The 21572-nt window shown below is 67.6% G+C and carries 19 protein-coding genes; 7 read left to right on the plus strand and 12 right to left on the minus strand.

Features of this window, described 5'->3' with window-relative positions; translation table 11 throughout:
* Positions 1 to 254 precede the first annotated feature (254 nt).
* Entirely contained in the window at positions 255 to 4562 is a 4308-nt protein-coding gene (locus AC3ERS_RS02560; RefSeq protein WP_431963016.1) for an nSTAND1 domain-containing NTPase, read from the plus strand.
* Positions 4563 to 4684: 122 nt separating this feature from the next.
* Here AC3ERS_RS02560 and AC3ERS_RS02565 read toward each other — a convergent pair whose 3' ends face one another.
* The gene (locus tag AC3ERS_RS02565; RefSeq protein WP_431963018.1) at positions 4685 to 5056 is read right to left on the minus strand and encodes a hypothetical protein; all 372 of its coding nucleotides are present in this window, start codon (positions 5054 to 5056) and stop codon (positions 4685 to 4687) included.
* A 263-nt stretch (positions 5057 to 5319) separates the two neighbouring features.
* On the opposite strand from AC3ERS_RS02565, the gene AC3ERS_RS02570 reads away from it, so the two are divergent.
* Positions 5320 to 6201, plus strand: coding sequence for a hypothetical protein (locus AC3ERS_RS02570; protein ID WP_431963020.1), 882 nt, complete (start codon positions 5320 to 5322; stop codon positions 6199 to 6201).
* Between the two features lie 52 nt (positions 6202 to 6253).
* Here AC3ERS_RS02570 and AC3ERS_RS02575 read toward each other — a convergent pair whose 3' ends face one another.
* From AC3ERS_RS02575 to AC3ERS_RS02595, 5 genes are all read right to left on the minus strand, one after another.
* On the minus strand, positions 6254 to 6934 hold the full coding sequence (locus AC3ERS_RS02575; protein WP_431963022.1) for a class I SAM-dependent methyltransferase: 681 nt from the start codon (positions 6932 to 6934) through the stop codon (positions 6254 to 6256).
* A 106-nt stretch (positions 6935 to 7040) separates the two neighbouring features.
* Positions 7041 to 7409: a hypothetical protein gene (locus tag AC3ERS_RS02580; protein ID WP_431963024.1), complete on the minus strand. Its 369-nt coding sequence runs from the start codon at positions 7407 to 7409 to the stop codon at positions 7041 to 7043.
* A gap of 230 nt (positions 7410 to 7639) precedes the next feature.
* Positions 7640 to 8776, minus strand: a complete 1137-nt coding sequence (locus AC3ERS_RS02585) for an SGNH/GDSL hydrolase family protein (RefSeq protein WP_431963026.1) — start codon at positions 8774 to 8776, stop codon at positions 7640 to 7642.
* Positions 8777 to 8980: 204 nt separating this feature from the next.
* A complete protein-coding gene (locus tag AC3ERS_RS02590) occupies positions 8981 to 10108 on the minus strand; it encodes a zinc-dependent alcohol dehydrogenase (RefSeq protein WP_431963028.1) in 1128 nt (375 codons plus the stop codon).
* Positions 10108 to 10533: a tautomerase family protein gene (locus tag AC3ERS_RS02595; RefSeq protein ID WP_431963030.1), complete on the minus strand. Its 426-nt coding sequence runs from the start codon at positions 10531 to 10533 to the stop codon at positions 10108 to 10110. The genes AC3ERS_RS02590 and AC3ERS_RS02595 overlap by 1 nt, the downstream gene beginning before the upstream one ends.
* Before the next feature lie 79 nt (positions 10534 to 10612).
* On the opposite strand from AC3ERS_RS02595, the gene AC3ERS_RS02600 reads away from it, so the two are divergent.
* Positions 10613 to 11197 (plus strand): TetR/AcrR family transcriptional regulator, encoded by a 585-nt coding sequence (locus AC3ERS_RS02600; protein ID WP_431963032.1) that lies wholly within the window; start codon positions 10613 to 10615, stop codon positions 11195 to 11197.
* A gap of 33 nt (positions 11198 to 11230) precedes the next feature.
* Here the strand turns inward: AC3ERS_RS02600 and AC3ERS_RS02605 are convergent, their stop codons facing one another.
* The 4 genes from AC3ERS_RS02605 to AC3ERS_RS02620 form a co-directional block, all read right to left on the minus strand.
* On the minus strand, positions 11231 to 12025 hold the full coding sequence (locus AC3ERS_RS02605) for an enoyl-CoA hydratase/isomerase family protein (protein WP_431963034.1): 795 nt from the start codon (positions 12023 to 12025) through the stop codon (positions 11231 to 11233).
* 54 nt (positions 12026 to 12079) lie between these two features.
* The gene (locus AC3ERS_RS02610; protein ID WP_431963036.1) at positions 12080 to 12820 is read right to left on the minus strand and encodes an SDR family NAD(P)-dependent oxidoreductase; all 741 of its coding nucleotides are present in this window, start codon (positions 12818 to 12820) and stop codon (positions 12080 to 12082) included.
* Positions 12821 to 13224: 404 nt separating this feature from the next.
* A complete protein-coding gene (locus AC3ERS_RS02615) occupies positions 13225 to 13854 on the minus strand; it encodes a TetR/AcrR family transcriptional regulator (RefSeq protein ID WP_431963038.1) in 630 nt (209 codons plus the stop codon).
* A gap of 97 nt (positions 13855 to 13951) precedes the next feature.
* Positions 13952 to 14761, minus strand: coding sequence for an enoyl-CoA hydratase/isomerase family protein (locus AC3ERS_RS02620; RefSeq protein ID WP_431963040.1), 810 nt, complete (start codon positions 14759 to 14761; stop codon positions 13952 to 13954).
* A 163-nt stretch (positions 14762 to 14924) separates the two neighbouring features.
* On the opposite strand from AC3ERS_RS02620, the gene AC3ERS_RS02625 reads away from it, so the two are divergent.
* Positions 14925 to 15728: a thioesterase family protein gene (locus tag AC3ERS_RS02625; RefSeq protein ID WP_431963042.1), complete on the plus strand. Its 804-nt coding sequence runs from the start codon at positions 14925 to 14927 to the stop codon at positions 15726 to 15728.
* A 79-nt stretch (positions 15729 to 15807) separates the two neighbouring features.
* Here the strand turns inward: AC3ERS_RS02625 and AC3ERS_RS02630 are convergent, their stop codons facing one another.
* A complete protein-coding gene (locus AC3ERS_RS02630; protein WP_431963044.1) occupies positions 15808 to 16086 on the minus strand; it encodes a hypothetical protein in 279 nt (92 codons plus the stop codon).
* A 241-nt stretch (positions 16087 to 16327) separates the two neighbouring features.
* Here AC3ERS_RS02630 and mraY point away from each other — a divergent pair, with 241 nt between their 5' ends.
* Together mraY and AC3ERS_RS02640 are read left to right on the plus strand one after the other, a co-directional pair.
* Positions 16328 to 17404 (plus strand): phospho-N-acetylmuramoyl-pentapeptide-transferase, encoded by a 1077-nt coding sequence (gene mraY, locus AC3ERS_RS02635; protein WP_431963046.1) that lies wholly within the window; start codon positions 16328 to 16330, stop codon positions 17402 to 17404.
* Between the two features lie 114 nt (positions 17405 to 17518).
* The gene (locus tag AC3ERS_RS02640; RefSeq protein WP_431963048.1) at positions 17519 to 18115 is read left to right on the plus strand and encodes a TetR/AcrR family transcriptional regulator; all 597 of its coding nucleotides are present in this window, start codon (positions 17519 to 17521) and stop codon (positions 18113 to 18115) included.
* Here AC3ERS_RS02640 and AC3ERS_RS02645 read toward each other — a convergent pair.
* Complete coding sequence (locus tag AC3ERS_RS02645) at positions 18093 to 19025, minus strand: alpha/beta hydrolase (protein ID WP_431963050.1); 933 nt, start codon at positions 19023 to 19025, stop codon at positions 18093 to 18095. The genes AC3ERS_RS02640 and AC3ERS_RS02645 overlap by 23 nt on opposite strands.
* Before the next feature lie 549 nt (positions 19026 to 19574).
* Between AC3ERS_RS02645 and AC3ERS_RS02650 the strand changes: the two genes are divergently transcribed.
* Positions 19575 to 21503, plus strand: coding sequence for a hypothetical protein (locus AC3ERS_RS02650; RefSeq protein WP_431963052.1), 1929 nt, complete (start codon positions 19575 to 19577; stop codon positions 21501 to 21503).
* Positions 21504 to 21572 lie beyond the last annotated feature (69 nt).

Below are 21572 nucleotides of genomic sequence, written 5' to 3' on the forward strand. Positions count from 1 at the left end.
GTTGCTGCTGGGCAGCGCCATATCTACCAGGTAGAAGTGCCAGCCCGGATGGCCGCTCGCAGAAACGAGTATGGGACTACTCGTTCATCGAGTGGTGTGTCGGCCCAAAATGGAAGTTACTGCCCGGCACCAGGTTCCTTCGTTCCGCAAGGAGGCAATATGGCCACACCGACGGTGTGTCGGAAGCCAGATGCGACCGCGGGGTTGACGATAGTGGCTCGTGGGCTCATCGGGTCTGAACGTTGTGTGACCAGATGTCGCGCGTCTTTCTAAGTCATTCGAGCCGGGACAATCGCCATGCGATCGCGTTGAAGCGTTGGCTCGAGCAAGCCGAGCCGGGGTTGGCCGGCGAGATTTATCTCGATCTGGATCCCGAAACCGGTATCCGTACGGGGAGGCGCTGGACGGAAGCGCTGTGGCAGGTGAACGCGCGCTGCGAGGCGGTGATCTGCCTGGTGTCGAAAGGTTGGGTGGCGTCGAAGGAATGCCACGCCGAGTTCCGTCAGGCCGAAGGCATGGGCAAACCCGTCTTCTGCGCCCGACTCGAGGAACTCGACGAAAGGGATGTGACCCGCGCCTGGCAAAGCTGTGACCTCTTCGGGGCGGGTCCGTGGACAGAGATACCGGTCGACGAGGAACCGCCGGTGCGGTTGGCCAGTGACGGCCTGCGTCGGCTGCTGGCCGGGCTGAGAGATGTCGGAGTCGGTGCATTCAGCTTCGCCTGGCCGCCGCCGGGGGATGCGGACCGCTCACCGTACCGGGGTTGGCAGCCGCTGGAGTCAGTCGATGCGGCGGTCTATTTCGGACGTGACGCGCAGATCGCGCATGCTCTCGATGAACTTCGTGATATGCGCGGCGCCGGTCAGGAACAGATGTTTGTCATCCTGGGCCCGTCCGGGGTCGGGAAATCATCCTTTCTGCGGGCGGGACTGTTGCCCCGTATGCGACGCGACGACCGACGTTTCCTGACATTGGGCGTGGTGCGCCCGGAACGTCGCGCACTGACCGGCGACACCGGTCTGGCTCGCGCGATTCACCGCCTGCGAGTCGACGTCGGTCTGCAGGCGCCGAGCTTCGGCGACGTCAAGAACGCGATATCGGATTCGGAAAGGGTGCGGGGGTGGCTGGTCGAAGCCGTTGCGGCCGCGCACGACCGATTGCTCGAAATGCCGGCGTCGGAACGGTCCCCGACACTCGTACTCCCGGTCGACCAGGCCGAGGAGTTGTTCGGAGTCGACGCGGGAGAAGAGGGGCCGACGTTTCTGGCGCTGCTCGGCCGACTGCTGAGCGACTCCGATTTGGACATGATCGTGGTCGCCACGATTCGCTCGGATCAATACGAGCCGCTGCAGACCGCACCGCAGCTGTCGACCGTCCAGAGTCACCTGTTCGACCGGTTGAAAGCGATGCCGCAGGCTCAGTTCACCGAGATCATTTGTGGGCCCGCCCGGCGTGCTGCCGAGTCGGGATCCAGCTTCACGCTTTCCCCGGAGCTCGTCGACCGGCTAGCCCAGGAATCCTCCGGCGGCGCCGACACGTTGCCGCTGTTGGCGTTGATCCTGTCGCGGCTCTACGAGGACTACGCCGGCAGCGGTGATGCCGTCACCGTCGACCGCTACGAGGCGACCGGCGGCATGCGGCGAGTAGTGCAGAACGAAATCGACAACCTGCTGTCGGCGGATCCATCGGAGCGCCGCGAGCAGCTGGACCGGTTGCACGATGCCTTCGTTCCCTGGCTGGCGACGGTGAATTCGGACACCGATCAACCGATGCGCCGTATCGCGCGCTGGGCCGATCTACCGGAGGACAGTCATGCGCTGCTGAACGCTTTCGTCGGTCGGCGGCTCATGGTCAAGGGCGAGCGTGACGGCCAGGTCGTCGTCGAAGTGGCGTTGGAGAGTCTGCTGCATCAGTGGGAGGAGCTGGCGAACTGGTTACGGACCGAAGCGTCGGACCTCCGCGACGCCGACGCGGTCGAGCGGGCCGTCGTCGCGTGGGTGCGAAGCGGCCGCCACGACGACTGGCTGCTCGACGGCGCGCGCTTGGATGGGGCCGAAACGCTCAGTGCGCGTCCAGGATTCGGGGCGCGCCTCAACTCCGCCGGTGAGTTCCTGCTCAACTCGCGGCGGCGCGCGAATCGCAAGCTGGAAGACGCGAAGTCGGCGGCGGAAGCGCACGCGCGCTCGCTGCGGCGCCGCTCGCAAGTGCTGGCGGCGCTGCTGGCCGTGATCGTCCTCGTCGCGGTCGTTGCCGGCATCAGCTTCGAACAAGCGAGGGACGCCGAGCAGGGTGCCCGCCAGGAAGCCCAGCGGGCGATCGCGGCCAAGCTCGTCGTGGAGTCGCGGGCGATGCTCGATGGAACCCGGCTCGGCGGCGATCGGCGCGCGATCCAGCAGATGCTCGCCGCCGAGGCGCTGGCTCCCCGATCAGACCCGGATGCCCTGCTGAACACGCTGATCGATGCCCGACGTTTGGAGAAGATCATTGCGACACCGTCGGACGTCACCAGTATCGCGATCAGTCCCGATGGCCGACAAATCCTTTCGGCCGGGGATGACGGCCTCATCCGCAGGTGGGACCTCGAATCCGGCAAGCCGGTCGGAGATCCGCCGGCCGGGCACACGGGGAAGGTTTGGGCCGCCCAGTACAGCAGGGACGGGCGCTGGATCGTTTCGGCCGGGGAGGACAAGACCGTGCGCATTTGGGACGCGAATACCGGTGCAGCCGTGCACGTGCTAACCGGTCGACTCGACGACGCCTTGAGTGTGGCCTTCAGCCGCGATGGTGCCCTGCTCGCCACGGGGAACCGTGATGGCACAGCCCGGCTGTGGAACGTGGCGACCGGCGAGCGGATGGGCGAGCCGATCCGCGGACACGACGGCTGGGTATCTGCGGTCGCCTTCAGCCCGGACGGATCCCAGCTGGCCACGGGCGGGGCAGACGGTGTGGTCCGACTGTGGCATGTCGACAGCCACCAGCCGGCGGACCCGCCGCTGCCTTCGCACAAGGGCCCGGTCGTCTTTGTGGACTTCAGCCCCGACGGCCGGCGCGTCGCCTCGATGAGCTCTTTGGTCGCGGGCAACCCGGCGGATTCGGAGCCCTCAGCCAAGGGCACCGGCACACCTGTGGACGCGTCGCAGCTGCGCATCACCGACGCGGCCACGGGCAGGCCGGTCGTCGACGGGCTGACCGAATTCGGCTATGCGGGACGCGACTTGGCGTTCAGCCCCGACGGGCGACGCGTCGCCATCGGGACCTCCGATGGCAAAATCGTCGTGCGCGACGCCGACACCGGGGCGGCGGTCGGGCCACCATTGAGCGGTGACACCGACGCCGTGAAGGTGGTCTACAGCGGCGATGGCACGCGGATCATCAGCGGCGGCGGCAATGCGATCCACGTGTGGGCAGCCGAGCCCGATCAACCCATCGGAAAGAGATTGCCAGGCCTCGCCTTTGTCCGGTCCGTGCCCGCGGTGGTCAGTCCCGACGGGCGCATCGCCGCGACACGTGACGCGGACAACGAATCCGACATCGCGTTGTGGCGGATTGACACCCGCGCGCTCATCCGAACGATTTCGACCGGCCACGTCGGACCTGTCTCCGCCCTGGCATGGAGACCGGATGGGCGGGCGATCGCGTCCGCCGACGGTAAGGTCAATACGGTCCGGATCTGGGATGCGCAGACCGGTGAGCCATATGGCCCGCCCCTCACCGGCCCCACCGACACCATCCCAGGTCTGTTCTTCAGCCCGGACGGGCAGCACATCGCTTCCATTGGCTTCGATCCCTGGCTCTGGGATGTCGCAACGAGCCCACCCCACGGCAGAGCGCTGCACGGCGAAGAAGACTTCGTGGCCGCCGTGGGATTCAGCGCCGACGGGCACCGGCTGATCACCGTGGCGCCAGTGCATACCGCCTCCGGCGACGACAGCACGATAATGGAGACAGGCAATATCTTCGCCAGCTCATACGAATTGACATCGTCCGCTGTCCGGGTATGGGACACCGACACCGGCGCGCCTGCCGGCCCACCCGTTACCGGACGCGGCGGCCGCTTGGTGGACCTAATGGAAGGCGAAGACGAACTGCCGATCTCCGCCGCCGCGATCAGCCCGGACGGCCAACGCATCCTGGTCCGTACGACTGGAGAGCTGCGCCTGCACGATGTGGCCACCGGGCGGCCGGTCGGCGAACCGTGGATCGACATCGCAGGCAGTGGAAATGAAAGTCGCGTCGCGTTCAGCCCCGACGGCACCTACGTCGTTTCGGCAGGCAGGCGTACATCAGCAATACAGCTGCGCGAAGCCAAGACCGGCCGGCCCGTCGGCAGCCCAATGTTCGGCCACACGGGTCTGGTAACCAGTTTGGAGTTCACCGCTGACGGCAACCATATCGTGTCCCGCGGAGACGACGGGTGGAGGCTTTGGCCCGGCCCAAGCAGATGGCGCGACGAACTGTGCAACAGGCTCACCACCAACATGAGCCGAGCCGAATGGGACGAGTGGGTATCGCCGACAATCGAATACAAGGCCGCCTGCCCCTCGCTGGACGTGCCCGCGTGATCCGTTGACATTGCGCGGCCAGCGTCCGGCCGAAAACGGGTGTGGTGATTTCAGGCAATTACCGGCGGCATCGGTGCGGCAGGCCACCGAATTACCGGCACTTTCGACCCGCTACGGCGAGATCAGTAATGCGGCGGGTATTGCGGCTGACCGTGGGGCGGGCCGGGGTACACCGGCGGTGGACCCGGTTGACCGTACGGGGGTTGGCCATATGGAGCGCGCGGACCGTACGGTCTGAGACGTCCAGGTGCTGTCGCCAGCCAGCGGGTGGTGGAACTGGCCATCGTGAGTCCGAGGACGAGGGCCGCCACCCCCAGACCGATGAAACTGCCGATCGCGGCCGCGGGCACTTGGGAATCGAGACTGGCAATGCCGGAGTACAGGCTGCTGACGCCGCCGATGCAGGCCAGCAAGATGAGCATGATGCGGCCCGCGGATTTGCGAGACATCAGTAGCAAGCCGCCGATCGACCACAGCACACCGATGCGGCCCATATGGATAGCTCATATGTCGACTCCCCTCTCGCCGTTCCTGTGGGAACCCTACCGGCCACGTCCGTGACTACGTCATCACGAGCACCGTCGCGGGACCGTCGGGTGGCGGCGGTGGACCGGTCGAACCAGGCAACGCTGCCAGGAGGTTTGCGGCAGGGGGCAATTCGAATTCGGAAACGTGCTCGAACGGCGCTCCGACTGGCAATGATGTACACCTGAGTCGTCACCACATCGATCGGGAACATCTGCACCGGGGAGACACAGTGGTAATCGCAGCCGATGAGGTTGTCCTGAGCGACAATTGGTGGCGCGCCATCATCGCCGTGGTGGCTGTGATCGTCGGATTCGTACTCAAGGAAGTCGCGGATCAGCTTCGCGATCGCAAGAAGGTCAAGCGCCTGACCTACAGCATGAACGTCGGTTCGACGATGGCCGACGTCCCGCAGAAGCTGGCGCAGAAGGTATCCGTACAGTTCGGCGGCTTGCCGGTGGAAGGCCAGGTCTACGAGGTCACGTGCCGGGTCGAGAACACCGGCCATCTGGTCGTGAAAGACGAGTACCTGAGGTTCAGCTATCCCGCGCGCTGCCAGATTCTGGAGGCTTACGTACTCGGTGATCCGCCGCTGGAGTACGGGATCGAAGAGGCGCCGCTCGCCGGTCAGACGGTCGGTGATCAGCGTTGGGTTGTGGCGCATCTGGAGCGTCGCCAGTCGGTGAGCTTCGGTTTCCTCGTCGCGGGTCCGACGGCGTCGGCGCCGCAGCTCTTCGGCCACAACGACGAGGGCGATGTCGAACTGAATCCGAAGGGTAGGACCGCTGATCGCGAAGACGTATCCCACGTTCGCCCATTGCTGACGTATGTCCTGCTCAGTGTTCTGGTGCCCACCTTGCCCTTCTACGAGCTGGGTGAATCCATCAGCGCCCTGGTGCGGTTGGTGCTTCTGCTTCTGACCATCCCGCACCTGTACCCGGTCGGGCGCGTGCTGGCAGCCTTCCTCACCCGGGCCGACGAGGCGCCGAACACTACCGCCGACGTCCTGATCAATCAGGCGAGTGTCGGCGGCAATATCACCATCGCGAGCCGGGGGAGCGACCTGGCGTTCGGCGCGTCGCCGACCCGGCCGGACGAGCATCCTGTGGTGTAAGACGTCCGGTCGGGCGCATCGGTGATCGAGCTGGCCTCGGTGGCGAAAAGGCTCAGCGTCGGGTCTGAACCACGCTCCACAACCTCCGCGGCAAGGCTCCTTCTTCGAACTCATCGATCTGCCGCAGGTCCCAGCCTTCGGCGAGTTCGTCGACGAAAGCGCGTGAAAAGAAGTGCACCGCGAACCCGCCGTGTTCGAAGATGTCGTCACCGTGATCGATGCCGGCGCCGTAGTGCGGGTCGCCGGTGTGGCGCACCGTGTAGAAGAAGGTACCCCGCGGACGTAGCACACGGTGAATCTCGCGGACGAGGGCGACGATCTCCTCGCTCGACAGTGCCATGCACAGCAGCATGTGGGCATACACCGCGTCGAACGACGCGTCGGGGAGTGGCAGTGGCGCACGGACGTCGATGATCCCGGTGGTCAGCCCCTCGACGGCTTCGCTGTCGGCGCGCTCGCGCAACTGGTGGAGTCCGACGTCGCTGAAATCGGTTGCGTGCACGCTGAATCCAACACGGGCGAAATGCAGGGCGTCCCGCCCGTGGCCTGCGCCCAGTTCGAGAATCGCGCGCACGTCGGCCGCGCCGAAGATCTGCGCGGCCTGTATCGCGGGTGCCGAGGGTTCGTCGCCGTACATTTCGGGGTTGGCTCGATAGGTCGACTGCCAGTGCTGACGCTGGATGTCGCCCAGGTCTGCGGGGTCGCCGCCGCTCACCGCATCCTCGTTCGTCACGTACACCATTATCGTCACGTGGTCCGGCCGAACCGCGGAGGCGGAACGGTGCGACTTTCGGCCGACAGCCGTTGCGGCGGTCGGCCGGAAGGGGCTCGCCCCGTGATCACTCCCGGCCCGCCAGTGGGGGCATGGTGTCCAGCCCCAGCTCCTCCCGCAGAGCGGACAAGACCTTGTACTGCGTACTCCAGAGGCGATTCAGCAATTCGGGTGGTACTTCGACGGCTGCGCAGTCGGCGCGGGCCGCGGCGATCTGCCGGGCGATCGTGACCACCTCCAGGCAAGCGTCGGAGACCTCGACGGACGTGCAGACCAGTCTCGTCGCCATCCACGCTGAGTCGAGCCGGACCTTGTGGCGCAAGCCGCGTTCGTCGAAAAGCGGAGTCATCTCCCCTGGAATTCGTGGATGCGGAATCGCTACGACCTTCACGGTCTCGCTGAGAGCGTAGGCGACGAACTGGCGGTAGGCGACCACGAAGTCGTTGTAGGTCGTCAGCCGAATGTCGAGCCAGTGGCGCTCGTAATCCCGTCCCCACCATGTGCTTCTGGTTGCGCAGCGTCAGCCATCCACCGATCAGGACGCCTGCCAGGACACCGGCCGCGGAAATCGCATTGCCCAGGACATTCATGACTCCTCCCCCTCCGCGGGACGCCTGCGACGCCGGGATGCGCGGCGTCGCAGGCGATCCGGCTACGCGACGGCTCTCACCCGATCGTGCGGAACGGCCGAATATTCTGCCAGGAAGCAGGATTCAATCTGCCCAACGTGTACCCGTTCAGCACGACATCGACGATCCTGCGGGCGATGAGCTGATACACCGCCTCCGTGGGATGGGCGAGATCGCTGGTGGTGAGGGCGCGGCGGAGCTTCGGCACCAATATGTCTTGCCTGCCCTGGTAGACGACCGGCCCATGCTCCTGGGCGATCGGGGTCAGGTCGAAGTTCTCCGCGTGCTGGGAGACGAAATCCATCCAGTCGGACATGGGTACGAACGAGATGTTGGCCGGATTCGCACCGGGCCCTTCGTTCTCGCCGGGCGGCGGCCAGCGCGTGGCCAGATTGCGCAGGGCGGCATTGAATTCGGCGACATTGCGCACCACCTCGGCCGCCGCGTCCGCACCTTTGTCGGCGACCTTGTCCTGATAGCGCACGGAGACGAGCGGACTGGGTAGATCGATGAGGACGAAGTGCTCGTGGGCGGGATTGGTCGGAAACGAGCTGGGGATGCGGTTCACCAGACGACGAATCTCGTCCACCATCGGTTCGATTCCGGTCCCCGCCTTCGCCTTCTTCGGGTTCTCGGGGCAGGGGCGTTCGGCGGTGATGAGGTCGTTGAGGCCGATCCAGAGGATGTGCAGGGTGTGGCCGGTGTACTGATCGTGCGCCGTGCCGTCCAGCACCGCCTGGGTGTCGCCTGCCAACAGTGCGCGGCGCGCCTTGATGTACGCGTCCACTTGCGTTTTCAGGTAGCCGAGGCCGGCTGGGCTCCAGTCGGAGGCCGCGACGGCGCCGCCTTCGGCGTAGTTGGCGTACCGCACCGGCGTGAGGTTCCCCGCATTGCTGCCGAGGACGTTCGACTGCACGGCGGTCAGGGTGCGATGGACCTTGGTCAGCGATTCGGTCTCGTCCTTGTCCGCGCCGATGAGCGACGTTCCGCCCATCCATTCGACTAGAAAGTCGGTCCAGTTCCTGCCGTCGCTGTAGCGGCCGATCTCGTTGGTGCGCATCAGTCCTGCGGCGCGGGCGAACCGGCCGGCCGGCGCTGTCCGCTTGATGCCGATGTCGGACAGGCTGTCGCCGAGAACGATCAGATTCTGAATGGGGGTGGGGGCGGGATGCATGAGAACTCCACGGCTGGTTTCGTACCGCCGGGTCCGCGCCGCAGCGCGCACGCGGAACCGACTTGATCATGAAAGGTGTAGTGGCACAATGTGTTCCGAGCATTCAGAGGATACGTCGTCGATGCCGCCAGCGGAGGGCGAATACGTGCGGGAGCATCCCGGCTCTCGGCGCGCACATCGCCGAGAGCCGGGAAGCCGAGAAGGTCAGGCGCCGAGCGGTGGCCTGTGCAGCACGAGTTTGGTGGTGTGCGCTCGATACGCCTCGGGCGCGTCTTCCCAGTCGGCGAGCAGGGTGGTGACCTCCTCGGCGGCGAAGTCCGTGCGGGCGACGAAGTCGAGCAGGTCGGGCAGGACCGGACGTACGTGCGAGATACCGATTCTGAGCGTCGCGTCGTTCGCGTACATGTGCATCAGCGGCACCTTCGTCCCGGGCGGCAGGTAGTAGCCGACCGGTGCGCAGATTCCGCCGGGCTGCAGGGCGCGTAGCGCGAGGTCGACACCGGCGCCGGTGGAGGTGCCTTCCACGACGATGTCGTAGCGGCGCGCGGGCAGGTCCGCTCGGCGGAGTTTGCCCTTGGCGACCGGATGTGCCCGGGCGCCGAGCTTTTCGGCGATCGACAGGCGCTCGGGGCGGTGGTCGACGTAGTCGACGACCTCGGCGCCGTGCGCGACGGCCAGTCCGGCGGCGTAGAGCCCGATGCTCTGCGCCGCGCCGCCGAGGATGAGCACCGAGCCTCCCGGCCGTGCGGCCAGGGCCGGGACGACGCAGCGCCACGCGTCGGCGAGATTGTCGCTGGCGGCGGCCACCCGCAGCGGGTCGAGGCCGTCGGGCAGGCGCACGAGCATGTGGTCGGCGTAGGGGATGCGTAAGCGGTCGGCGACCATACCGCCCCACGGGCCGCTCGCCGGTCCGAATCCGAACGCGGCGAGGGTGCTGGTGCGGGTGGTGGCGCACTTGGCGGTGAGTCCGCGGCGGCATTCGAGGCAGTCGCCGCACGACACGGCCCACGGCACGACGACGAACTCGCCGCGCGTGAGGCCGGTGACGTCCGGGCCGACCTCGAGTACCTCGGCGATGCATTCGTGGCCGATGCCGAACGGTCCCTGGAACGGGACCGGTCCGCAGATGGTCGCGACCACCGGGTCGACCATGCCGACGCGAATGCCGAGCTGCATGGCGCGGGAGACGTGCCGGTGGATGGGCATGGTGTCCCCGTCGCAGCGGCCCGCGACGAACGGGCGAACGATCGCGTCCCGCGGCCCTTGCAGTACCGGGTCGGGCCGTTCCCGCCATTCGAGGTGGTGAGCACGGATGAATTGCAGCTCCCGCATCAGCCGCGCTGCCCCTGCGCCATGGCCTTCAGTTCGGCGAAGCGCACGATGTTTCCCGCTGCGCCCCAGGTGCCTTCGGGCTGCTCGTGGATGAGCACCCACACCCGCAATGCCGCGCTCTGGTCGAGTCCGGCGGCGGCGAGCACCTCCGCGGTCACCTGCTCGATCAGGCCCTGTTTGCGGCGATCGGACAACGCGCCTTCGGGCACGGTGACGTCCACCCGGAAGCGCGGCAAGTCGTCCTCCGCGTTGACGAACGCGCCCTCGGGCGTCTCGTCGATCCGGCACCAGGCCTGCGCACGGAAGAACGCCGTGTCGGGCGCGCCTTCCCAGTGCAGCAGCGTGGCGGCGAGGGTCTTCGGCAACCCGCTGCGGGCCTCGGCGGACAGGACGCCGCTGGGCAGGGTGAGCTGGATCATCGGCATGACAACACCTCCGTTATGACGACTGTTATAAGCGGGGACGGTACGCTATGACAGTCGTTATGGGCAAGAGAGGTGTGTGATGGCGCAGTCGGAGGCGCGGGATCGGATGGTGGCGGGTGCGGCCGACATGCTTCGGCGGCGTGGCCTGAACGCGACCAGCGTGCGGGAGCTCGCCAAGCACTCCGGCGCCCCGCTCGGCTCGACCTATCACTATTTCCCCGGCGGCAAGGCGCAGCTGGCCGCCGAGGCGGTCCGCTTCGCCGATGCCCTCACCGCGCGCAAACTGGCCAAGGAACTGCCCGCGGGGCCGGTCGCCGGCCTGCGGGCATTCGTGGATATGTGGCGAAAGGTTGTGCTGGACAGCGACTTCCGGGCCGGGTGCCCGGTCGTTGCGGTCTCGGTGGAGGACCAGCCCGACGAGGACGACGCACCCCGCCGCGCGGCCGCCGAGGCCTTCGATCGGTGGACCGGGTTGCTGTCGGATTCGCTGCGCGCGCACGGCGCGACCGAGAGCGCCGCCCAGCAGACCGCCACCCTGATCGTCGCCGCGCTGGAGGGAACCGTCGCGATGTGCCGGGCCCAGCGCAGCACCGACGCGCTCGATCAGACCGCGGACGCCCTCGAATCGGTCGTCCGCGCCGTCACAGATTCCGCCGGGGACTGAGCGGTCGCCGCTCGGGTCTGATTCAGTACCCGATCACCCGAACGACGGTGTGCGCTTGTCGAGGAAGGCTTGGATGCCCGCGAGGCCGTCGGGCCTGTCGATCACCTGTGCGATGGTGGCCGCCTCGTCGTCGAGCTGCGCCGGAAGGTCGCGACCGGCGGCCGCGGTGACGAGTCGTTTCGTCTCCGCGAAGGCGATGGGCGATCCCGACCGCAGGACGGCCACGACCTGTGCGGCGACGTCGGCGAGCTCGGCGGCCGGTACCGCGCGGCTGATCAATCCCCATGCCGCGGCTTCGGTTCCGGTGAGGGTGCGGTTGGTGAGCGCCAGGTCCAGCGCGCGGGCGGGGCCGAGGCGGTGGGCGAGCGCCCATGTCGAGCCGCAGTCCGGAGTGAGGCCGACGGCGGTGTAGGCCAGGCGCATGGCAGCGTCGTCGGCCATCAGGACGATGTCGGCGGCGAGGGCGAGCCCGATGCCGCCGCCCGCCACGGTTCCGTGCACGACGCTGACAACCGGAATCGGGGCTCGGGTGAAAGTCAGGATCGCCTGGTGCAGTTCGGCGGCGACGGCGGCGACATGGGGTCCGCGGTCGGGGGCGGTGGCGAATTCCCGCAGGTCGCCGCCGACGCAGAAGGTCGGTCCCTCGGCGGCGATCACCGCGACGCGGACGGACCCGTCGACCGCGCCGTGCGTCACCCGATCGGCCGCCTCGCGGAGGCCCTTGGCCGCGGCCATGTCGAGGGCGTTGCCCGCGCCGCGGATCAGGGTGATTCGGGCGATCCGGTCGGTCACCGTCCAGCTCACTCGGTCGTGCAGAATTTCGGACACCGGTGCTACCTCGCTTCTGATTCGTGTCGGTATGGGGAAGGGACGCGGGGGAATTCAGTCGGCCATGGTCAAGCCGCCGCTGACGCTGAGCACCTGGCCGGTGACGAACGCGGAGTAGTCGCTCGCGAAGAACAGCACCGCGTCGGCGATCTCCTCGGGCGTGGCGAGTCGGCGGAACGGTATCGCGCGGATCAGCCCGCCCCGGACCTTCTCGGGAAGAGTGGCGAACAGCGGCGTGTCGGTGGGGCCAGGGCAGACGCAGTTGACGTTGATCCGGTGCCGGGCCATTTCCCTGGCGAGCGATTTGGTGAATGCGATGAGGCCGCCCTTGGTGCCCGCGTACACGGTCTCACCGAGGCTGCCGACCCGTCCCGCGTCGCTGGCGATGTTGACGATCTTCGCCGTTCGTCGCCCGGCGAGGATCGTTTCCAGGAAGGCGTGCGTGAGCCGCACGGGTCCGAGGAAGTTCACGGCGACCAGCGATCTCCACAGGTCGTCGTCGTTGTCCATGAACGGCTCGACCCGGTCGAACCCGGCCGCGTTGACGAGCACGTCCGGAGCGCCGTGCGCGGCCACGATGTCGTCGCGCACGGCGCGAATGGCTTGCGGATCGGACAGATCGGCGCGGTGAGCGGTGGCACGGCCCGCGGTCGCTTCGGTCGTGGCGGCGAGTCTCGCGCTGTCGCGATCGACCGCCGCGACCACCGCGCCCGCTTCGGCCATGCGGAGGGCGATGGCGCGGCCGATGCCGGATGCCGCCCCGGTGACCACCGTGACCTTGTCGTTGAGATCCATGCTCTTCCTCTCGCCGGTCTCGTCTCGTTCGACACGTTACCGACCTAGCGATCTATTTTTCAACCCTTGGGTCGAGAAATGCCCCGATGGGTTGATTGAGCGTGGGGATCGAACGGCGGTTCGGCGTCAGGCGGTGACCAGAAGGGCGGGCTCGGCGCTTCCCGCGCGGGGCCTCTGTCGTCGCGCACGGTCATGGGAAGAGCGGCGGATGGCCGCGGAACGTGCACGGAGGCAAGCGTCGAGAAAGAGACCGTCGCGAAGGCGCGAGAAGGAGCGCGTCGCGAAGGCGTGAGAAGAGGGCGTTGCGAAAGCGCGAGAAGGAGGACGTCGCGAAGGCGTGAGAAGCTATTGCGCGCCGCCGCAGCGAAAGCCGCGAGCGCGCAGCGAAACGGCGCGGGAGCCGGTCAGGCTCGCGCGAACAGGCGGATGGCTTCGTCGACGACGGCGTCGCGAGTGCGGCCGTCGGGATCGGCGTCCGGGCGCAGCCAGATGGAGGCGTGGTTGAGGATGCCGTGCAGGCAGTGCAGCGCCACCGACGGGTCGGGGCAGTCGAATTCGCCGGAGTCGACGCCTTCGTCGACGACCCTGCGGAAGATCCGGTCGTGGCGGCGGCGCATCGTCTTGATCGCGTCGCCGTGCTCGGCTGGCCACGGTGCTGGGAAGGAGAAGAGCGCGCCGACCTCCGGATACAGCACGGTCAGCACGTGCAGCTGCGCGGCTACGAGCGCGCGCAACTGCTCGGTCGGCGACTGCTCCGCGACGGTGTCGAGGACTTCGCCGAGCCGGGTCAGTACATCGGTGGTGAGCTTTTCCAGCGCCGCCGAGACGAGCGCGTCCTTGCTCGGGAAATAGTGGTAGAGAGTCGCTTTCGCGATGTCGGTGCGCTCGGCGACATCCTCGAAGCGCAATCCCTGATAGCCGTTGCTGGAGAGGATCTGGAGCGCCGCCGCGATCATCTCCGCCTTGCGGCGGTCGCGACGCCGTGCCGCGCGCCCGGTGGACGCGCCGGTGTCCTCTCCCACGGTCGATGTCACCGCCCGATCATATCCGGCCGGATCGTCGGTCGATCCACCGCCGAGTGGGGAAGCGAACCCTTGCGTTCATTCTTCGACCTGGCCGAATATTCGATAGTCAACTCGGCATCGCGGAGGGGAACTTCGGCGCGCGCTTCTGCCGCAGCGCGGCGACGCCCTCGACGACGTCCGGTCCGAGGAACGTCAGCATTTCGTAGGCGGCGGACTGATCGAAAATCGGTCCCGCGGTGCGCAACCAGTTGTTGAGACTGCGCTTGGTGAGCCGGATCGCCTGCTGTGATCCGGTCGCCAGGACGTCGGCGACCCGCAGCGCCTCGTCGAGGACTCGATCGCGCGGCACCGCCTTGGCGACCATTCCGAGGCGCTCGGCCTCGGCGCCGGTGAGCATCTCGCCGGTGAGCAGGTAGTAGCGAGCCTTCGCCATGCCCGCCAGCAGTGGCCAGATGATGGCGGCATGATCGCCCGCCGCGACGCCGAGCTGGACATGCCCGTCACCGATACGGGCGTCCTCGGCGGCGATGGCGACATCGGCGAGCAGCGCCGCGACCGTGCCCGCGCCGACCGCGACGCCGTTGATCGCCGACACGATCGGCTTGTCGCAGTTGACGATGTTGTAGACCAGGTCGCTCATCTCCCGCAGCATGTGCGAGACCCGGTCGTAGTCGCCCGCCATCCGTTCGACCATGCCCAGATCACCGCCCGCGCAGAAGGCCTTGCCCGCCCCGGTGACGACGGCGACGCGCACCTCGGGGTCGTCAGAGATGTCGTTCCACACCCGCGTGAGCTCGGTGTGCATCGTCTCGTCGGCGGCGTTGTATTTCTCCGGCCGATTCAGCGTGACCAGCAGGACCCCGTTCTCGCGCCGCGTGAACGTCAACTGCTCGTAGTCGTCGAATCTCGACACCATGGCTCCTCTCGTTCGGCAGCGGCCCGCCCGCGCGGGCCGGACACCGTGAAGTCAACCACAAAGATTGCCACTCGACTAGTAGAAATGAAATTCGACCCGTAGGTTGAATTCTGATGTCCGGTTCCGTGAACCGGGGCCGCAGCACACAGAGAGGTGTTTTCCCTTGACCGGAACGGCCGAACCCGAGTCCTATTTCGAGCGGGTCGATGCCCACTCCTTCGTCCCCACGCGCCACGCGGGCGGCGCGTGGGCCGCCGACGAACAGCACTTCAGCCCGCTGGGCGGGCTCATCGTCCACGAAATCGGACGAACGCGGGCGCGCGAAGGCAGGCCCGATCTACTGATGGGCCGCATCGGCTTCGACGTCCTCGGCCGCATCGCATTCCAGCGGTTCGACATCCACGTCGAGACGATCCGGGCGGGCCGCACCATCGAACTCGTCGAGGCCACCGTCGTCATCGACGGTCGCGCCACCGTCGCGGCCCGCGCGTGGTTCATGACGACCCAGGACACCGGCATCGTCGCAGGCGGCGAACCAGAGGCGCTCGCCGCACCGGAGACGCTGTCGTCCTGGCCGTTGACCTCCGTGTGGCCCGGCGGCTACGTCGCGTCACTGGACACCAGGCCGGTCGGCATCCCGCAGCCCGGCCGGACCACCGCGTGGTTGTCCTCGCCCCTCGATCTCGTTTCCGGCGAGCAGGCCAGCGCTCTCGCGTCCTTCGTGGCCCTGGTCGACACCGCCAACGGCATCGCGGTCAGGCAGGAGCCCGCCAAATGGATGTTCCCCAACCTCGATCTGACCATCCACCTGTACCGGCAGCCCGAGGGGCCGTGGACGGGACTCGACACCACCGTCACCTTCGGTCACGTGGGTCAAGGCCTGACCAGCACGGTGCTGCACGACGTCCGTGGTCCCGTCGGGCAGGCGCAACAGATCCTGACCGTCCGTCCGCAACCGGACGCGTAAGCGAGTTCCCGCCGAGTGCGAACGGTCGAATGTCGATGCGTCTCCGCGAAACTCACACGGCGGACGCGCTCCGGACGAGTCAGTAGCGTCGGTCGACGGTTTCTTGGATCTCCCATTCGTCGGTGATCGCGAAAGCGTTCTCGGCGCGGCTTCGGGCGTCGGCGAGGAGAGCGTGGGAGTGCCTGCTGCGCTTGGTCAGCTCGTAGCGGCGAGCTCCGAGGCTCGTGGTGGTCTGGAGCTCGTAATCGAGATCGTCGACCAGGCGGTGTAGTTGCTCGATCCTTTCCAATGTCGGCTGGTCGTTCGTGTTCTCGAGCTCATCGATGGCGTCGCCGAACCGGTCTTCCAGACTGCGCATCGCGCGTCCTCCCCTGTATCAACCTGTGCCCCTTGCAATCTCAGAGTATGACGGAATCCGTTGTGGAGCTGAACATCGGACCGGTCCGCGGAGCCCCGCAGATCGAGTCGTGCGCAATGGGTCGACCGATAGCGGGTATTGCCCGATTCGGGCGTGCGAGGCGTGCTTTGGTTAGCATCTGACCGAGACGTACGGGTTTTGGTGTGGAACGGGCGGAAGCTCAGCGGCGGTACGGGGGCCCATGAAACAAATACTGTTCTCGGCGATGATCGCGCTGGCGGTCTCGATCATGGTCACGCCTTTCCTGATCCAGGCCTTCGCCACCAGGAATTTCGGTCAGGAAATCCGGGTCGACGGACCGGCCAGCCACCAGGCCAAGCGCGGCACCCCGACGATGGGCGGCATCGCCATCCTCGCCGGTCTGTGGGCCGGGTACCTCGGCGCGCACCTGCTCGTCGGGGACGACGGCGTGGACGGTCTGTCGGCTTCCGCGCTGCTCGTCCTCGGCTTGGCGACGGCGCTGGGCATCGTCGGGTTCCTCGACGATTCCATCAAGCTGCGCAAACAGCGCAATCTCGGCTTGACCGCCACCGGCAAGTACGTCGGACAGCTCTCCGCCGCCGTGCTCTTCGGCGTGCTGGCGTTGCGCTTTCCCGACAGCACCGGGCTGACGCCCGCAAGTCGGCACCTGTCCTATGTCCGGGATATCAACGCGGTGTCGTTGGGGCTCATCGCCTTTCTGCTCGTGGTCTGTTTCCTCGTGGTGGCCTGGTCCAATGCCGTGAACATCACCGACGGCCTCGACGGGCTGGCGGCCGGATCGATGAGCTTCGCGCTCGGCGCCTACGTGATCGTCACGTTCTGGCAGTACACCAACGCGTGCTCGACGGCGCCCGCCGTCGGCTGCTACGAGGTGCGTGACCCGCTCGATCTGGCGATGGTGTGCGCCTCCGGGGTCGGCGCGTGCATCGGATTCCTCTGGTGGAACGCCGCACCGGCGAAGATCTTCATGGGCGACACCGGTTCGCTGGCGCTGGGCGGCCTGCTGGCCGGACTCTCGATCACCACCCGGACCGAGGTGCTGATGGCGGTGGTCGGCGCACTGTTCTGCGCGGAGATCCTCTCGGTGCTGTTGCAGATCGTCGTCTTCCGAACCACTCGCCGCCGCTTCTTCAAAATGGCGCCGTTCCACCACCATTTCGAACTCAGCAACTGGGCCGAAACCACGGTGATCATCCGCTTCTGGCTCCTCGCCGGCATAGCCGCCGCCCTCGGTCTCATGCTTTTCTACGCCGAATACCTCGCGGTTGTCGGCTGACCTCGCAGGCTGTTCGCACGCCGCACAGAGGTTGCGGCCAGTGCGAGGCGTACGAAACCTCTGCGAGGTCGGAGGTCGTCGCTGTGGTGTGCGCGTGGATTAGTGTGAAGGGCGATGACCGACTCACCGCGTAAGGCGCCGCGGCAGCGGCGGTCCAGGGAGACCGTGGACACGCTGCTCGAGGCGGCCGCGCAGATGTTCGGGCGCGAAGGGCTGGCGACGACGACGAATCGGATCGCCGAGCGCGCGGGAGTGTCGATCGGGTCGCTCTACCAATACTTTCCGAACAAGCACGCGCTGTTGCACGCGCTGGCGGAACGACATGTGGCCGAAGGCGTGACGCGACTGGAGGCGGTGTTCGCCGAGGTGCGCTCCACCGAGCCCGGTTTCGACGAGACGATGCGGGCGATTCTGGACGTCGTCGTGGATCTGCACCGGGATCGGCCCGCCCTGCACGCATTGCTGCATCGGGTGGCGCCGCGGTCGGCGGGGGAGCTGGCCGCGCTGCGGGCGTTCGAGGACCGGCTGGTGGAGGAGATCGCCGGTCAGCTCGTGCGGTGCGGTCGTGGCGGCGACGATCCGGTGTACCTCGCGCGTACCGTCGTGCATGCCGTCGACGTTCAGGTACACCGCGTGCTGATCCCGCATCGGCTGGACACCGAGCTGTTGCTGGCGTTGGTCTCTCGAATCACCGCCGATCCGGCGGCGTGACGTTCGCAGTGTCGGCGAGGACGCCGCGCAGCGCGGTGGCCAACTGGCTCAGGCCGGGTTCTTCGATCGGGAAATGGCCGCAGTTCTCCAAGAGGACGGTTCTTGTCGGTGCGGAGATGCGGGCCAGGAACCGCAGGCTCAGCGCCGGTGGCGTCCACCGGTCCGAGGCGGGGTGCACCAGCGTGACCGGAGTCGAGGTGAACTCCTCCGGGGGCGTGTGCCGGTAGTTCATGAAGTCGGCGAGGAATCCCAGCGGCACGTGCACACCGCCGCCTCGGGGATCGCTGCCGCACAGGGCGGACAGTGCGGGATCGAGACTCATGTTCCGCATATCCGCCAACCACCGGATCGGCACCCGCAGTCGTCGAGCCCGCGGCGGAAGCGAACCGAGCAGCCGGGGCGCGAAGCCGCCGGTCCACGACCAGCGCGCCGCCGCGCGCCGGGCCGCGGGGTCGGCCGGATCGAGCAGACAGGTCGCGATCACGTGGGCGACGGCCCCGGTGCGCGCGGCGATTTCGTAGGCCAGCATCCCGCCGATGCTGGCGCCGAACACGATCAGCGGCCGTCCATCGGATTCCCGTTCGGCGCGCACGAATTCGGTGAGCAGCAGCACCCAGTCGGAATAGCGCACCGAGCTCGGCGCGGGTTCGACGGTGTCGCCGTAGAGCGGAAGGTCGATGGCCATCGCGTCGACGCTCTCGGCCGCGGCGAGCGCCGCGAACGGCCACACGAGTCCGGCGTGCCCACCCGCGCCGTGGACGACCAGCATCCGCACGGTCGCCTCGGGGCGCGCCGCCCTGGCGACGTGCACGCGCCGGCCCCGCCACGGCCACCAAGTGGCGACCGGTTCGATCAGTGGTTCGCGCCGGTAGTCGGCGGGCAGGAACTCGGCGTATCGCAGGTATTCCATGTCTTCAGCCTCGGGCGCGGCGGGCTCGCGGACAACTCGCGTTTGCGCCTGCGGTCTCGGCTTCGCGCGGCCATCGTGAGCTGGGGCGATCGGTAGGGAATCGAGACGAAGGAACCGGTGGCTCGCATTCGTGGGCGGCGGCTGGCGCGTGTGCTGTCGAAGGTCTGTCGCATCGCCGGTCCGGCGCCGCGTCATCGCTGCGGAGATCCGATATGGCGCCACCGCGGCGAAAGTCCGGGAGAGCGCCGGAGGCTCACTCGGGCTGCGCGCGGCGGCGTGACGGGCGCAGTGGTCAGCAATATTCCGGTGTGGCGGCACGGTGGGGAAGGCTTGGTGTGGCGGCACCGTGGGGAAGGCAGAGTGTCGCGCCATCGCGGCGAGGAGCCGGTGTCGTGTCATCGCGGCGAGGGCCCGATGTAGCGCGTCCGCACCGAACCCGCGCTCCCGCCGCGGACGACGCGCGCGGGCCGGCGTCACGGATCGAGTTGTCTCACAGCGGGATCGGCGTCGCGCTGCTAGAGTCGCGCCCGAGCCTGAGGGAGGTGAGGCTTGGTGATCGTGGGGCGCGCCGAGCTGCTCGAACTGATCGACACCCTGGTGCGGGTTCCGAGGGGGAATACCGAGACGGCCGGGAATCCCGTGCTGGCGCTGGAAGGATACGGCGGCGCGGGACGCACCACCGTGCTCGAACAGGTGCTGGACCGGTGGCAGCGACGGACGCCGACCGTGCTGGTCCGGCCGCTGGAACGTCCCTACGACCAATACAATCCGGCCCGCCCGGTGCTCGCCGCGGCCATGCTCGGCCTGAGCATGGATCTGCCCGGCTTTCCTATCGCGTTTCCGCGCACCCTGGTGGCGCAGCTCGCGATCAACGAGAACTTCACGGAGGTTCCCGCGACCGAGCATCGGGAGCGGTTGCGCACGGTGCTGAATCGGTACCGGGACCGGGCGGCGCTCGTCGGCTTCATCGGGGATCTGGTCGGGCTGGTCGGCGCACAGGCCGCCAACATCAAGCTGCCCGGCGCCGCGGTGATCGCGCCGACGCTGAGCCAGCACCTGTCGAATCTCGTGGTCGGCAGGCTCACCCGCGGCAGGCTGATCACCAAGATCACCTGGGGTTCGGCGGTCTCGTGGTACGGACACCAGGATCTCGGGCTGCGGGCCGACGCCGAGACCGTGCTCATCGAACTCGCCATCAAGGCGGCCGTCGAGGATCCGGACATCCGGCGCGGCGTGGACGACCTGTTGATCAGCGCCTTCCTCGCGGATCTGCGCAACAGCGCGGCGCGGGTCGCGGGACGGCCCTCGAATGTCGTCGTGCTGCTCGATGACGGTGACGCCCCGGCCGCGGTCGCGTTCACCAGTGCGCTGCTGCGCTCGCGCAAGGCATTGGCCGCCGCCGGATCCTCGCTGACCGATCCGCTGACGTTGATCACCACCAGTTCCGGCGTCCTGGCGGAGGAACTCGACGGGCAGGTTCCTGCCGCCGCGACATGGACGTCTCGGCAGCGCGCCGATCCCGCCGCAAACGAGGCGTGGGCACGATTGCCGCTGAACGATCTGTCGGAATTCGAGGTCAAGACCCTCGCCAAGGACGTCACCGCGATCGAGGCGGATCGCATCGGCGCCCAGGTGTATCGGCTGACCGACGGCCACCCCGCCGCGACGGGCTATGTGCTGAACCGGATCAAGCAGGCGCGGCAGCGGTCCGACGACCTGGAAGCATTGCTGCGCGACAATCACGCGGGACCCGGCACCACCGTCCAACGTCACCTGCTTGGGCTCTTCGCCAGGGACCTGCACCCGCGCAAGCAACTCGACGAGGGCATCCTCGACGCGCTCGTCACGGTGTCCGCGGCGCGCACCAAGGGCGACGCGCTCCGGCTGCTCACCCTGGTGCCATCCGGGATCGGGGACCGTTCGCCGCTGTTCCGATCGCCGACGCTGTGGAGCGCGCCCACCGACGACGGGGTGCTGCCCGCCTTCACGCGGCGCATGGGACTTCGCGATCTCGCCGGGCGAACGGACGACACGCCGCCCGGCTGGGACCGCGTGTTCGGCATGCTGCTCGACACGGTGAGTTCGGAGGATCGCGCAGGCAGGCTGCACTACACCCGGCTGCTGCACGGCGGCGCCGCCATCGTGGACGAACTCGCCGACCTGCTGTCGACCTCGGATACGACGAAGTGGTTGTCGCTGTTCGACGAGATCGTGGAGATCTCCGATCCGCGCAGGCCGGATGCGGGCCTTATCGACGGCAGCGACCATGCCACCACCCCCGGCGAGCACATCGCGGTGCTGCTCGCGGTGGTGCCCGCGCTCGAGTCGGACCTGCGGATCACCACCGTGCAGCGCAGGGAGATCCTGTGCGCGCGGGCGGGGCACAGCTTCGACCGGCTCGCCGATCACGCCTTGGACCGAACCCCGATCCTTGTGCGCGCCAACGTCTATCACGACTGCGCGCGCCGATCCCGTTGACCTGACCTCGATGAGGAGTCCGCTGTGGAGTCGCGTTACTGGGTAGGAATATTCCCGAAGCGACGCAGG

Source organism: Nocardia sp. bgisy134 (assembly GCF_057708325.1).